Annotated in this window: 11 protein-coding genes and 1 riboswitch; of the genes, 4 read left to right on the top strand and 7 right to left on the bottom strand. The window is 70.1% G+C overall.

From position 1 onward, the window contains the following. Positions 1-145: 145 nt before the first annotated feature. Both AWQ71_RS31195 and AWQ71_RS31190 read left to right on the top strand, forming a co-directional pair. Positions 146-2,167, top strand: a complete 2,022-nt coding sequence (locus AWQ71_RS31195; RefSeq protein ID WP_067139875.1) for a HelD family protein — start codon at positions 146-148, stop codon at positions 2,165-2,167. A 566-nt stretch (positions 2,168-2,733) separates the two neighbouring features. Then, on the top strand, positions 2,734-3,573 hold the full coding sequence (locus tag AWQ71_RS31190; RefSeq protein ID WP_084259490.1) for a DUF4190 domain-containing protein: 840 nt from the start codon (positions 2,734-2,736) through the stop codon (positions 3,571-3,573). A 62-nt stretch (positions 3,574-3,635) separates the two neighbouring features. Here the strand turns inward: AWQ71_RS31190 and groL are convergent, their stop codons facing one another. The 5 genes from groL to AWQ71_RS31165 form a co-directional block, all read right to left on the bottom strand. Further along, on the bottom strand, positions 3,636-5,261 hold the full coding sequence (groL, locus tag AWQ71_RS31185) for a chaperonin GroEL (RefSeq protein ID WP_067139870.1): 1,626 nt from the start codon (positions 5,259-5,261) through the stop codon (positions 3,636-3,638). 433 nt (positions 5,262-5,694) lie between these two features. Continuing rightward, positions 5,695-5,898: a cold-shock protein gene (locus AWQ71_RS31180; RefSeq protein WP_067139867.1), complete on the bottom strand. Its 204-nt coding sequence runs from the start codon at positions 5,896-5,898 to the stop codon at positions 5,695-5,697. A 360-nt stretch (positions 5,899-6,258) separates the two neighbouring features. Further along, positions 6,259-6,534, bottom strand: coding sequence for a MoaD/ThiS family protein (locus tag AWQ71_RS31175; protein ID WP_067139865.1), 276 nt, complete (start codon positions 6,532-6,534; stop codon positions 6,259-6,261). Positions 6,535-6,572: 38 nt separating this feature from the next. Continuing rightward, on the bottom strand, positions 6,573-7,835 hold the full coding sequence (gene thrC, locus AWQ71_RS31170) for a threonine synthase (protein ID WP_067139863.1): 1,263 nt from the start codon (positions 7,833-7,835) through the stop codon (positions 6,573-6,575). Positions 7,836-7,849: 14 nt separating this feature from the next. Continuing rightward, a riboswitch (SAM riboswitch) is annotated at positions 7,850-7,989 on the bottom strand. Positions 7,990-8,134: 145 nt separating this feature from the next. Continuing rightward, positions 8,135-8,686 (bottom strand): RNA polymerase sigma factor, encoded by a 552-nt coding sequence (locus tag AWQ71_RS31165; RefSeq protein ID WP_067139860.1) that lies wholly within the window; start codon positions 8,684-8,686, stop codon positions 8,135-8,137. 101 nt (positions 8,687-8,787) lie between these two features. Between AWQ71_RS31165 and AWQ71_RS31160 the strand changes: the two genes are divergently transcribed. After that, on the top strand, positions 8,788-10,215 hold the full coding sequence (locus AWQ71_RS31160; RefSeq protein WP_067139857.1) for an alpha,alpha-trehalose-phosphate synthase (UDP-forming): 1,428 nt from the start codon (positions 8,788-8,790) through the stop codon (positions 10,213-10,215). A gap of 65 nt (positions 10,216-10,280) precedes the next feature. Beyond that, complete coding sequence (locus AWQ71_RS31155) at positions 10,281-11,456, top strand: MFS transporter (protein ID WP_067139854.1); 1,176 nt, start codon at positions 10,281-10,283, stop codon at positions 11,454-11,456. On the opposite strand, the gene AWQ71_RS31150 is transcribed toward AWQ71_RS31155, so the two are convergent. Next, the gene (locus AWQ71_RS31150) at positions 11,434-11,922 is read right to left on the bottom strand and encodes a hypothetical protein (RefSeq protein ID WP_157570682.1); all 489 of its coding nucleotides are present in this window, start codon (positions 11,920-11,922) and stop codon (positions 11,434-11,436) included. The genes AWQ71_RS31155 and AWQ71_RS31150 overlap by 23 nt on opposite strands. A gap of 184 nt (positions 11,923-12,106) precedes the next feature. After that, positions 12,107-12,940, bottom strand: a complete 834-nt coding sequence (gene otsB, locus AWQ71_RS31145) for a trehalose-phosphatase (protein WP_067139849.1) — start codon at positions 12,938-12,940, stop codon at positions 12,107-12,109. Between the last annotated feature and the right edge of the window lie 4 nt (positions 12,941-12,944).

Raw genomic sequence — 12,944 nt, 5'->3', positions numbered from 1 at the left:
GCGAATGGCGTTCGAGAGCGCCGACACGGCTGGTCCGAGGCCGGGAAAACCGGTTGGGGGCCCATTCCGGCGCCGGTAGACTTCTGCGTTTCGCTACCCGCCGTCACCATCCGGCGAACCACCACCGACCCGCGAGGAGTTTCGCATGCCCGGACACCAGCTCGCCCCTGACATATCCGCGCCGGATGACGTACTCGCCGCCGAGCGCGCCCATCTGGCCCTCTCCCGTGCCGCGCTGCGGAAGATGCGGGACCACGCGGCGTCGCTCTCCTCCGACGCGGCCGGCGACTGGGTCTCGCAGCAGATCCTCCAGGCGCTGCTCGACCAGCGGGTCGCCGCCCTCGCCGACCACCCCGACACCCCGCTCTTCTTCGGACGGCTCAACCGTTCGGCGGCCGACGACCTCCCCGACACCATCTACGTCGGCCGCCGGCACGTCCACGACGACGACAGCCGGGCCCTCGTGATCGACTGGCGCGCTCCGGTCTCCCGCGCGTTCTACCAGGCCAGCCCGGCCGACTCGATGGGCGTCGCGCTGCGCCGCCGCTTCGGCTACCAGGGCGGCTCGCTCACCGCGTACGAGGACGAAACCCTCGACGGGCGCGAGCTGGGGCAGAGCAGACTGCTCACCGAGGAGATCGAGCGCCCCCGCACCGGCCCCATGCGCGACATCGTCGCCACCATCCAGCCGGACCAGGACGAGATCGTCCGCTCCGACCTGGGCGTGACCGTCTGCGTCCAGGGAGCGCCGGGCACCGGGAAGACCGCCGTCGGCCTGCACCGCGCGGCCTACCTGCTCTTCACCCACCGCGAGCGGCTGACCAGGTCCGGCGTGATGATCGTCGGGCCGAACCGCGCGTTCCTCTCCTACATCTCCTCCGTGCTGCCCGCCCTGGGCGAGGTGAAGGTCGACCAGTCCACCGTGACGGGCGTCCTCGGCGACCACGACCATCCCGAGGACCCGGTCGTGGCGGCGATCAAGGGCGACGCCCGGATGTCCGGCGTGCTGAAGCGCGCCCTCTGGCTGCACGTCGCCAAGCCCGAGGAGGGCGTGCTCTACACCAAGGGCGTCAACCGCTACCGCGTGGCCGACTACGAGGTGCGCGAGATCGTCGCCTCGCTGCGCGGCACCACCCGGTACGGCCCCGGCCGCGCCGCCCTCGCCCAGCGGCTGGCCAACGCCGTACTCGTGCAGATGGAACGCCGGGGCGAGTCACCCGACGACCGGGTCCAGGACGCCGTGGCCCGCTCCCGCCCCGTGAAGCAGGTCCTGGACGCGGTGTGGCCGAAACTCGTGCCCGAGCAGGTCCTGTTCCGGCTGCTGTCCGACCCCGAGTTCCTCGCCCGCGCCGCCAAATCCGACCTGTCGCCGGAGGAGCAGGCGACGCTGGTCTGGCCCAAGCCGTACCGGTCGTACAAGTCGGCGCGCTGGTCGGCGGCGGACGCCGCCCTCCTCGACGAGCTGGCCGACCTCATCGAGCGCACCCCCTCGCACGGCCACGTCGTGGTCGACGAGGCCCAGGATCTGTCCGCGATGCAGCTGCGCGCCCTCGGGCGGCGCTGTCGCAACGGCGCGGCGACCATCCTGGGCGACATCGCCCAGGGCACCACCCCCTGGTCCGCCCGCTCATGGCAGGACGTGCTCGACCACCTGGGCCAGCCCTCGGGCGAGGTCACCGAGCTGACGCTGGGCTTCCGCGTGCCGCGCGAGGTGCTCGACTACGCCGCGCGCCTGCTCCCCTCGGTCGCGCCCGACCTCGCCGTCCCGCGCTCGCTACGCCCCGGCGCCGGCTCTCTCTCCGTACGGCGGGCCTCCGACCTGCGCGCCGAGATCGTGCAGGCGGCCGAACGGGCCCTCGCGCAGCCGGGCTCCATCGGCGTGATCGTGGCCGACTCCGCCGTTCCCACGACGTCGACGGCCCTGTCCGAGGCGGGCGTCGAGCACGCCGTCCTCGGCCCCGACTCGACCGGCGACCACCGCCTGCTCGTCATCCCGGCGACCCTCGCGAAGGGTCTGGAGTACGACCACGTCGTCGTCGTCGAGCCCGCCGACATCGTCGCGGCCGAGGAGCGCGGCCTGGCCCGGCTGTACGTGGTCCTCACCCGCGCCGTCACGTCGCTGACCGTCGTCCACGAGAAGGACCTCCCCGCCGAACTGGCCGGATAGCCCCCATACGGATGCCCGAAAGGCCCCCCCGAACGCACGTTCGGGGGGCTAACTTTATGTAGCGACGAAATCACAGAACGGAACCCGGGCGACGGGATCCCCCAAGAAAGAGCTTGCCCAGGGGCGCTTGCTCAGCAGAGGCGCATCCCGGGGCTTCCGAGACAGATAGTAGCAAGACGCATACGGCAGGGATACGGAAAGTGACGATCGGAATTCAGAACGCGTTCTCGGCCGAACGATTCAGGCCCTATCTCAGAGCATGCGAAGACGATCTTCCAGCAGCAACCTGACTCCGCGCACTATGAACCCATCCACGGGCGGCATCTCACCGCAGATCACGCGACCGTGCTGCGGGTGCTCGGCTATCTTTCGCCTGAAGTCGCCGATTGGGTGCGCCTGAACGACCGGGTGCCGGAGGTTGCTGGCGCGGCGGTGGGACGTCTGCGCGGCCGCCGTACCGACCCGGTTCTGAACCCGAGAGGGGCGCCGTGGACCAGGCCTCCTGACCGCATGCCTGACATTTACCGCTTGCCGCGGATAAGGACGGCAGGCCACCATGGGGTCACGTGAACGAATCTCCCCCGGGTCCTCCCCCAGCCTCGGGTCCCCCTTATCCTCCGACGCCCGGCTCGGGTCCCCCCTACCCTTCGGCGCCCGGCACCGGTCTCCCTCCGGGCGCACCGGGCCAGGGATACGGATCCGGCCCGTATGGCCCTCCGCCCTACGCCGGCGCCCCCTACGGCCCCGGGGCGTACCCACCGGGCGGCTATCCGCCGGGCGGCGCTCCCTCGGCGAAAACCAACGGCCTGGCCGTGGCGTCGCTCGTCTTCGGGATCCTCGGTGGCGTGCCGATCGCCGTCATCCTCGGCGTCATCGCCCTGGTGCAGATCAAGAAGCGGGGCGAGCAGGGCCGCGCTTTCGCCGTCGCGGGACTCGCGGTCTCCGGCGTGTGGGTGCTGCTCGTCGCGCTCATCATGGCCCTCGGCCTGATGACGTCGGTGAAGCGGGACGACTCCGGCGAGATCACCGGCCGCGGCATCATGGACGTCGCCGAACTGCGGGAGGGTGACTGCCTCAACGGCATCGCCGACGGCAAGGTCTCGTACACCGTCACCGCCACGCCGTGTTCCGAACCGCACGACGCCGAGGTGATCACGCAGTTCGTCCTGTCCGTCGACGCGTGGCCGGGCACGGACGCGGCGGGCGACAAGGCGACGTCCGGATGCGAGGAACGGCTGGCACGCATCCTGGCGGACAGCCCGAAGCTCGACCGGCTCGCCAGCTTCTCCCTCTATCCGCCCGACGCCTCCTCCTGGAAGCGGGACCCCTCGGTCAAGTGCCTCGTGGTCGACGTGAAGGGCGGCAAGCTCACCGAGAAGGTCGGCTCCGGGAGCAGCGGCACATAGCCCATGACACAGAGAAGGGCGGCTCCCCTGCGGGAACCGCCCTTCTCTGTGGACGAGCAGGCTCAGAAGTCCATGTCGCCGCCGCCGGGCATGGCGGGAGCGGCCGGGTTCTTCTCGGGCTTCTCGGCGATGACGGCCTCGGTGGTGAGGAACAGAGCCGCGATGGAGGCGGCGTTCTGCAGCGCGGAGCGCGTCACCTTGGCCGGGTCGAGGATGCCCGACTCGAACATGTTGACGTACTCGCCGGTGGCGGCGTTGAGGCCCTCACCCGGGGTGAGGTTGCGCACCTTCTCCACCACGACGCCGCCCTCGAGGCCGGCGTTCACGGCGATCTGCTTCAGCGGCTCCTCGAGCGCCTTGCGGACGATCGCGGCACCGGTGGCCTCGTCGCCGTTGAGCTCGAGCTTGTCGAACGCCTTGGCGCCGGCCTGCAGCAGGGCCACGCCACCGCCGGGGACGATGCCCTCCTCGACGGCCGCCTTCGCGTTGCGAACGGCGTCCTCGATGCGGTGCTTGCGCTCCTTGAGCTCGACCTCGGTCGCCGCGCCGGCCTTGATGACGGCCACGCCGCCGGCCAGCTTGGCGAGACGCTCCTGGAGCTTCTCGCGGTCGTAGTCGGAGTCGGTGTTGTCGATCTCGGCGCGGATCTGGTTCACGCGGCCGGCGATCTGCTCGGCGTCACCGGCGCCGTCCACGATCGTGGTCTCGTCCTTGGTGATGACGACCTTGCGGGCCTTGCCGAGCAGGTCGAGGGTGGCGTTCTCGAGCTTGAGACCGACCTCCTCGCTGATGACCTGGCCACCGGTGAGGATGGCGATGTCGCCCAGCATGGCCTTGCGGCGGTCACCGAAGCCGGGAGCCTTGACGGCCACGGACTTGAACAGGCCGCGGATCTTGTTGACGACCAGGGTGGCCAGGGCCTCGCCCTCGACGTCCTCGGCGATGATGACCAGCGGCTTGCCGGCCTGCACGACCTTGTCGAGCAGCGGCAGCATGTCCTTGTTGGCCGAGACCTTGGAGTTGACGATGAGGATGTAGGCGTCCTCGAAGACCGCCTCCATACGCTCCGGGTCGGTGACGAAGTAGCCCGAGATGTAGCCCTTGTCGAAGCGCATACCCTCGGTGAGCTCAAGCTCGAGGCCGAAGGCGTTGCTCTCCTCGACGGTGATGACGCCTTCCTTGCCGACCTTGTCCATCGCCTCGGCGATCATCTCGCCGATCTGGGCGTCGCCGGCGGAAATGGTGGCCGTGGAGGCGATCTGCTCCTTGGTCTCCACGTCCTTGGCCAGCTTGGAGAGCTCCTCGCTGACGCGCTCGACGGCGGCCTCGATGCCCTTCTTCAGGGACATCGGGTTGGCGCCGGCGGCGACGTTGCGCAGGCCCTCGCGTACCAGAGCCTGGGCGAGCACGGTGGCGGTGGTGGTGCCGTCACCCGCGACGTCGTCGGTCTTCTTGGCGACTTCCTTGACGAGCTCGGCCCCGATCTTCTCCCACGGGTCCTCGAGCTCGATCTCCTTGGCGATGGAGACACCGTCGTTGGTGATCGTGGGGGCGCCCCACTTCTTCTCCAGCACGACGTTGCGGCCCTTGGGGCCGAGAGTCACCTTCACGGCGTCAGCGAGCTGGTTCATACCGCGCTCGAGACCGCGCCGGGCGTCCTCGTCAAACGCGATCATTTTGGCTGCCATAAGGCTAGACCTCCCAGTTGCAGGGTGGCTTGCGAGGACCGAGCCGACGCCCGCGACGGCATCGGGCCCGCATTCCCTTCGCAGACCCCATCGCCTCGATCCCGGTGTTTCTGTCACTCTCGACATCAGAGTGCCAACGAACTGTTTAGCACTCTACCCATGTGAGTGCAAGCTGCAACGGGCCTGAGCTGGCCGCATCGCTTTTTCGCACGTCGCGCATCATGGATCTACCCCGCCTGTACGGACGGTCCCACCACGCGGAGCCACGCGACCGTCGCATGACGACCGCGAGGGCCGGCTTAAGGATCACACCGGGAGGCCCGAAGGCCCCGCGCAGGACGCGCTGCCGAGGCACGCGAAGGCCCGGCTCGCCCCACGCGAACCGGGCCCCACGCCGGTGCTCCGCCGAAGCACCGCCAGATGCCGCCTCGAATCAAAGGACGGTGCGCACGGCCTCGGCCTGCGGACCCTTCTGACCCTGCGTGATGTCGAACTCCACCCGTTGCCCCTGCTCCAGGGCCTTGTACCCGTCCATCACGATTGCCGAGTAATGGACGAACACGTCCTTACCACCGTCTACCGCGATGAAGCCGTAGCCCTTGTCCGCGTTGAACCACTTGACGGTGCCCTGCGCCACTTTCCGACTCCTCTTGCTGGGCTGGAGATCACGCTCATTCCCGCGCGATCCATAACACCTGATCTCAATGAAGACACCGAGACCAGTGCTGACCGCCTTCACCGAAGAGGCCCCCGGTTACGTCGATCGTCCTCGACCATACCCGTGTCAAGCCGTAGGGCAACAGAGTCAATCCCCAAACTCGTTCTTGGCGTTCCCCCAAAGCGGGATCAGGACAATATTCGGTTAACCATTGGTTAGTTGAGAATTGCACTAATCGCCATAAGGTCCACATTAAGCACCATTAGCCAGAACCGCACGTCAACATGCAAACACCCACGTGCCGCGCCTGGCACGTGGGTGTCGCGAGGGCGCGGGCGGTCAGCCGCCGGCGACCGCGGGGATGACCGAGATCTGGATGCCGTCGGGGGTCGCCGTGTCCAGCCCCTCGACGAAACGGACATCCTCTTCGCCGACATAAACGTTGACAAAACGCCGAATCTTACCCGCTTCGTCGAGGATGCGGGCGCCGATGCCGGGATAGTCGGCGTCGAGCTTCTGCAGCACCTCGCGAAGGGTTCCACCTTCGCCGGACACCTCTGCGGCTCCACCCGTGTACGTGCGAAGAATCGTCGGAATCCGCACAGATACGCTCATTTTTCGCTCGCTTTCGTTGCTTCGTCGGTAAAACGCGGTCAGTTGGCGAAAGCCGTACGGAATGCCGCGAGGGAGGGGCGGATGACCGCGGCGGGCCGGGCCTCGGCCGCGACGGCGTCGAGCGTCTTCAGCCCGTCGCCGGTGTTGAGCACGACGGTCTCGGCCTCGGGGTCGAGCAGGCCGTTCTCGGTGAGCTTGCGCAGCACGCCGACGGTCACACCGCCGGCCGTCTCGGCGAAGATGCCCTCGGTGCGGGCCAGCAGCCGGATCGCCTCGACCACCTGGCCGTCGGTCACGTCCTCGACCGCGCCGCCGGTGCGCCGCGCGATGTCCAGCACGTACGGCCCGTCGGCCGGGTTGCCGATCGCCAGCGACTTGGCGATGGTGTCCGGCTTGACCGGCTGGACCACGTCGTGTCCGGCCTTGTACGCGCCGGAGACCGGCGAGCAGCCCTCGGCCTGGGCGCCGAAGACGCGATAGGGCTTGTCCTCGACCAGTCCCAGCCTGATCAGCTCACGGAAGCCCTTGTCGATCTTGGTGAGCTGGGAGCCGGAGGCCACCGGGACCACGATCTGGTCGGGGATCCGCCAGCCGAGCTGCTCGGCGATCTCGTACGCCAGCGTCTTGGACCCCTCGGCGTAGTACGGCCGGAGGTTGACGTTGACGAAGCCCCACTTCTCGCCGAGCTCGTCGCCGATCAGCTCCGAGCAGAACCGGTTGACCTCGTCGTAGGTGCCGTCGATGGCGACCAGGCGGCCGCCGTACACGGAGGCCATGGTGATCTTGGCCGCTTCGAGGTCGGAGGGGATGAACACGCACGAGTCGAGCCCGGCGCGGGCCGCCGCGGCGCCGACCGCTCCGGCGAGGTTGCCGGTGGAGGAGCAGGACAGGGTGTGGAAGCCGAAGTTGCGCGCGGCCTCCAGGGCGATCGCCACCACCCGGTCCTTGAAGGAGTGGGTGGGGTTGCCCGAGTCGTCCTTGACGTACAGCGAGCGGAGGCCCAGCTCTCCGGCGAGGGTGTCGGCCTTGACCAGCTTGGTCCAGCCGGGCTGGAGGTTCGGCCGGGTCTCGACGTTCGCGGGGACGGGGAGAAGCTTGCGGTATCGCCAGATGTTGGCCGGGCCGGCCGCGATCTCCTCGCGGGTCACCGAGCCGAAGTCGTAGGCCACCTCAAGTGGCCCGAAACACTCGGCACAGGCGAAGATCGGGCCGAGTTCGTAGCGGGTGCCGCATTCACGACAGGAAAGGGCGGAGGCGGGACCGAAGTCGAGAGTGGTGTCTGCAGTGCTTGCGAGCGCCATGAAGCGAGGCCTTTCCCTCATCTTCGCTCGTGACCACCCTGGCCACGAGCCGGAATTGGCACCTGTCCCGGCCGGCCTCGTGGTCACGAGTACGGGCACCGGGAAGGTTGCCGGGGCTTCGCAGGGCCGGTCCCTCCACCCCTCTGGATGAGCAATATTCAGTTGTGACCCGGCGGGGATCCGCGGGCGGCGCCCCGCTTGATCATCCGGGGACGTTTCCTAGCACTGTACCTTGTCGTCCCCGGCGTCCGATCCGGCGTCTCACCATTTGAGACCAACCGCACTATCAGGCAAGACGATCAGCCGTACGCCTCGCCCAGGGCCGTCTGCACGTACTTGCGCGCCTGATGGATGCGGGACTTCGCGGTGCCGAGCGGGATGCGGAGCTGCTCGGCCACCTCGGCGTAGTCGAGCTGGCAGATGTCGCGCAGGACCAGCGCCTGGGCGAGGTCGGGCTTCTCCGCCTCCAGCGCCTCCATCGCGTCCAGCAGGTCGAGCCGCGAGCCCGCGATCACGCTGACCCGGCGCGGGTCGGGACGCTGCTCCGGCAGCTCCTCCGCCTGCTCCGACGACCGCCGCTTCAGCGAGCGGTAGGTGGTGCGGGCGCAGTTGGCGGTCACGATGTGCAGCCAGGTGCTGAACTTCGCCCGGCCCTCGAACCTGCCGATGTTGCGCGCCACCGCGAGCAGGGTGTCCTGCGCGGCCTCCTCCGCGTCCTGCCGGTACGGCAGCAGCCGTTCGCAGTGCCGCAGCACGTCCGGCTCGATCCGGCGCAGCAGCTCGCCGAGAGCCCGGTGATCACCCTGGGCGGCCGATCGGGCCAGGTTCTCGGTCGTCTCGTCCAGTGCCATCTCTGTTCTCATCCCGCCTCGCGGGGGAGCCCGCGGTTCCTTGACATCCTATTGGCGACGATCAGGATTTTCTCTGGTCCCGCCCGGTAGGGTCCGGTGTAATGAGCAGCAACGTGCTGATCGCCTCCAATCGGGGGCCCGTCGCGTTCACCTTGTCGGACGACGGCGCGCTGACCATGCGCCGCGGCGGCGGCGGCCTCGTGTCCGGACTGTCCGAGGCGTTCAAGGGCTCGGACATGCTCTGGGTCTGCGCCGCGCTCTCCGACGGCGACCGCAGCGCCGCCCGGCTCGCGCCGGGCGGGCGGCTCGACCGGGCGGGATACGACACCGGGCGGCTGCGGATGCTCGACATCCCCCCGGCGACCTTCCAGCGCGCCTACAACGCGATCGCGAACTCGACCCTGTGGTTCGTCAACCACCTGCTCTACAACACCCCGACCAGCCCGGTCTTCGACCGGCGCTTCCGCCGGGAGTGGGCCTCCTACCAGGAGTACAACGGGGCGTTCGCCCGCGCCCTGGCCGAGGAGGCCGCGCACGGCGCCAAGGTGATGATCCAGGACTACCACCTCACGCTGGCTCCGGCCATGCTCCGGATCGAGCGGCCGGACCTGCGCATCTCCCACTTCTCACACACGCCCTGGGCCCCGCCCGAGTACTTCTCGCTGCTGCCCGACGACGTCGCCGCCGAGGTGCTGCGCGGCGTCCTCGGGGCCGACCACGCCGGGTTCCTCACCGCGCGCTGGGCGGACGCGTTCATGGACTGCTGCGCCGCCGTCCTGGGCGCGCGGGTGGACCGGGCCGCCCGTACGGTCACGTACGAGGGCCGGACGACGCGCATCGCGGTGCACGCCCTCGGCGTGGACGGCGCGGCCCTGCGGGCCAGGGCCGCCGAGCCGGACGTGGAGTCGCGCCTGACCGCGCTCAGGGAGCAGGTGGGCGATCGGCGGCTCATCGTCCGCATCGACCGCACCGAGCTGTCCAAGAACATCGTCCGCGGCCTGATGGCCTACCGCGAGTTCCTGGCGGAGCATCCCGAGTGGCACGGCAAGGTGGTCCACCTGGCCTTCGCCTACCCCTCGCGTCACGACCTGCCGGAATACCGCGAGTACACGGCGGCCGTGCAGCGGTGCGCCAAGGAGATCGAGGACGCCTACGCCACCGACGAATGGGACCCGCTCATCCTCAACGTGCACGACGACTACCCCCGCTCGCTCGCCGCGTACCGGCTGGCCGACGTGCTGCTGGTCAACCCGATCCGCGACGGCATGAACCTGGTCGCCAAGGAGGGCCCGATCCTGTCGCCGCACTGCGCGCTGGTGCTCTCCCGGGAGGCGGGGGCCGCCGCCGAGCTCGGCGCCGACGCGCTGCTGGTCAACCCCTTCGACATCTCGGGCACCGCGGCCGCGCTGCACGAGGCGCTCATCATGCCCGACGACGAGCGCAGGGAGCGGTGCGCCCGGCTCCGCGCGGCGGCCACCGCGCTCCCGCCCCGGCTGTGGCTGGCGGAGCAACTCAGCGCTTTGTCGTGATTGTCGGCCGCTGATCGCGGGTGATACGGTCTGCCGGCGTTTCCCAGGAAAGCGGGGATCAGGGCATGACGACCGTCGCGGCAGCCAGGCTCACCAGGGATCGGCCCACCTGGCTGATCTACCTCCAGCTCGCCACCTTCGCCACGTACCTCTACGGGCTCGCGGCCGCGCTTCCCCTGATCAGGGCAGAACTCGGCGTCTCCCAGGCCGCCGCCGGGCTGCACGGCACCGCCATGGCCGTCGGCGGGATCGCCGCCGGGCTGGCCCTGCCCGCGCTGACGTCGCGGTTCGGACGGCGGGCCGCCACGTGGTCGGGTCTCGCGGGCATGAACATCGGCATGGTCACCGTGGCGCTCGGCCACGCCCTGCCCGTGACGCTGCTGGGCTACCTGCTGGCCGGCGCATCGGCCTCGGTGTCCCTGTACGCCGCGATGGCGGTCCTCAGCGACCACCACGGCGCCGCCGGGCCCGCCGCGATCAGCGAGGCCAACGCCGTCGGGGTCACCTTCGGCATCGCCGTCTCGTACGTGTTCAGCCTGGCGGCCGACTCCGCGCTGGGGTGGCGCGCGGCCCTCTACATCCCGGTCGTCGCGACCACGGCCCTCGCGCTGGCCATGGGCCGGGTCTGGGTGCCCGCCCCCGCCCCCGCGCCGGGGCCGGCGCGGGCCCCGTCCGCCGGGGCGCCGCGCCGACCGTACGGCCGGCGCTTCCACGTGGCCGGCGCGGTCCTGCTGTGCTGTGTGGCCCTGGAGTTCACGTTCAACCTGTGGGCCGCCGAGCTCCTCGCCCAGCGGACCGGTCTCACGGCGGCCCAGGCGACCACGGGGCTGACCGCGATGCTCGCCGGGGTCGCCGCCGGGCGGTTCGGCGGCGCCCGGCTCGCGCTGCGCCACCCGGCTTCGGCGGTACTGCTCGGCGCGCTCGCGGTGACCCTGGCCGGGTGGACGATCTTCTGGACGGCCACGGCGGTCCCGATGGCCTACGCCGGGCTGGCGCTCAGCGGTCTCGGCATCTCGGTCCACTTCCCACTGGCGCTGTCGCGGGTCATCGCCGCGTCGGGGGGCCGCCCCGACGCGGCGTCCGGGGCCGCGTCGATCTGGGGCAGCCTGGGCTCCGGAGGCGGGCCGTTCGTCCTCGGCGCCCTGGGCGACGGGTTCGGCACGCACACGGCGTTCCTGCTCGTCCCCGCGCTGATCCTGCTGGCCTGCGGCGGGATCCTCAGCTCCAGGTCGCCTGCTTGAGGATCGCGGACAGGCCCGGCGTGTTCCACTGGTCGACGAAAAGGATCTTCGACGTGGGCAGGTACCACTCGCGCTGGGTGAAACGCCCCTTGACCTTGGACGTGTTCGGCGTGACGCACGTGGCGGACCAGGCGCGGTAGTACGCCTGGTGGCCGCGGCCGATCGGGGCCAACCCCTTGCCCGCGGGCCTCATCCGGCCGAGCCACAGCTTCTTGTCGTACACGCAGGGCCCCACGTCGCTGCCTGGATAGAACGGGCTCTCCGGCGTGTACGCGTCGAAGTACTCGCGACCGATCTCGATCGCCTTCGGTCCCAGCACCCAGAAGCTGTGGCATTCCGAGTCGCGGAAGCCGAACCTGTTCGTGCCCGCCGTCGGGCACGAGCCGGTCACCACGCGGGTCCAGTCCTTGTCGACCGTGTACACCTTCCACGAACTCGGGATTCGCAGCGTCAGGCCATTGCGCACGTGCAGATCCTTGGTACCTGAGACCGTGGCCGACGCCGCCGAAGGAGCGGCCAGTACGGCGGCGCCGGCGAGACCGGCCAAAACCATTGAAAGCGCTTTTTTCCCCATGGTCGGCAAGCATAAGGATCGACGCTTGCAGATTGATCTCAGCCGATGTGTCGGGTGGCCCGCCCCGATCCGGAGGTTAGCCGACGCTGGACGCGAGCGCGCTGAGGAACCGTACGACGCCCTCGGGGCCGTCCACGACGGCGTCGGCGTGCTCGACCAGCCGGGTGACCTCGGCCGAGCCGCTGCACACCCGCACCCCCGGCAGGCCGCAGGTCGCCACCGCGTCGAACGCCGCGATGTCGCCGAGGTCGTCCCCGAAGAACATGACGGAGCGCGCAGCACGCTCGGCGAGGAACCCGCGCAGGGCCCGCCCCTTGTCCATGCCGGGCGGCCGCAGCTCCAGGACCAGCCGCCCCGGCTCGACGATCAGCCCGGAGGCCGCGGCCAGCTTCGCCACCGGCTCATTGAGCGCGAGCAGCGCTCCCTCGGGGTCGGCCGCCGTCCGGGTGTGCACGGCCACCGCCCGGCCCTTGTCCTCGATCAGGACGCCGTCGAAGCCTCGTGTGACGGCGGGCAGCTCGGCCCGTACGCGGTCGAGGCCGGGCGGCGGGGGCGGCGCGGTGACCTCGCCGCGCTCCCATCGCTCCATGCCGTAGTGGCCGAGGACGACCAGCCCCGGCACGTCGGCGAGGGACGGGCCGTCGGACGCCTCACCGAGGGCGAGCGCCTGGAGGGCCGGGCGGCCGGTCACGATGACGACCGAGCGCACCAGCTCGCCGAGCCGTACGAGCACGGCGGGGGCGTCGGGGTGGATCCGGGCGGACGCGGGGTCGGGCACGATGGGCGACAGCGTGCCGTCGAAGTCGAGGCCGATCACCGCGCCGGAGGGGTCCTCCAGCACGGCGGCCAGCCCGGCGCGCCCGGTCTCGGTCCTGATCAGCGCCTCGACGGGCGTCGTCTCATCTGACATGACG

It is taken from the genome of Microtetraspora malaysiensis (genome assembly GCF_001528665.1).
In the GTDB taxonomy this organism is placed as follows: Bacteria; Actinomycetota; Actinomycetes; order Streptosporangiales; family Streptosporangiaceae; genus Microtetraspora_A; species Microtetraspora_A malaysiensis.
The sequence above is the reverse complement of the archived record's forward strand: the minus strand, read 5'-3'. Positions and strand labels throughout refer to the sequence as shown.

Bases quoted from the DNA above. Each gene is read 5' to 3' on its own strand.
- groL (WP_067139870.1), bottom strand. From the start codon at position 5,261: ATGGCAGCCAAAATGATCGCGTTTGACGAGGACGCCCGGCGCGGTCTC.
- AWQ71_RS31165 (WP_067139860.1), bottom strand. From the start codon at position 8,686: ATGGCACTGGACGAGACGACCGAGAACCTGGCCCGATCGGCCGCCCAG.
- AWQ71_RS31155 (WP_067139854.1), top strand. From the start codon at position 10,281: ATGACGACCGTCGCGGCAGCCAGGCTCACCAGGGATCGGCCCACCTGG.
- thrC (WP_067139863.1), bottom strand. From the start codon at position 7,835: ATGGCGCTCGCAAGCACTGCAGACACCACTCTCGACTTCGGTCCCGCC.
- AWQ71_RS31175 (WP_067139865.1), bottom strand. From the start codon at position 6,534: ATGAGCGTATCTGTGCGGATTCCGACGATTCTTCGCACGTACACGGGT.
- otsB (WP_067139849.1), bottom strand. From the start codon at position 12,940: ATGTCAGATGAGACGACGCCCGTCGAGGCGCTGATCAGGACCGAGACC.
- AWQ71_RS31160 (WP_067139857.1), top strand. From the start codon at position 8,788: ATGAGCAGCAACGTGCTGATCGCCTCCAATCGGGGGCCCGTCGCGTTC.
- AWQ71_RS31195 (WP_067139875.1), top strand. From the start codon at position 146: ATGCCCGGACACCAGCTCGCCCCTGACATATCCGCGCCGGATGACGTA.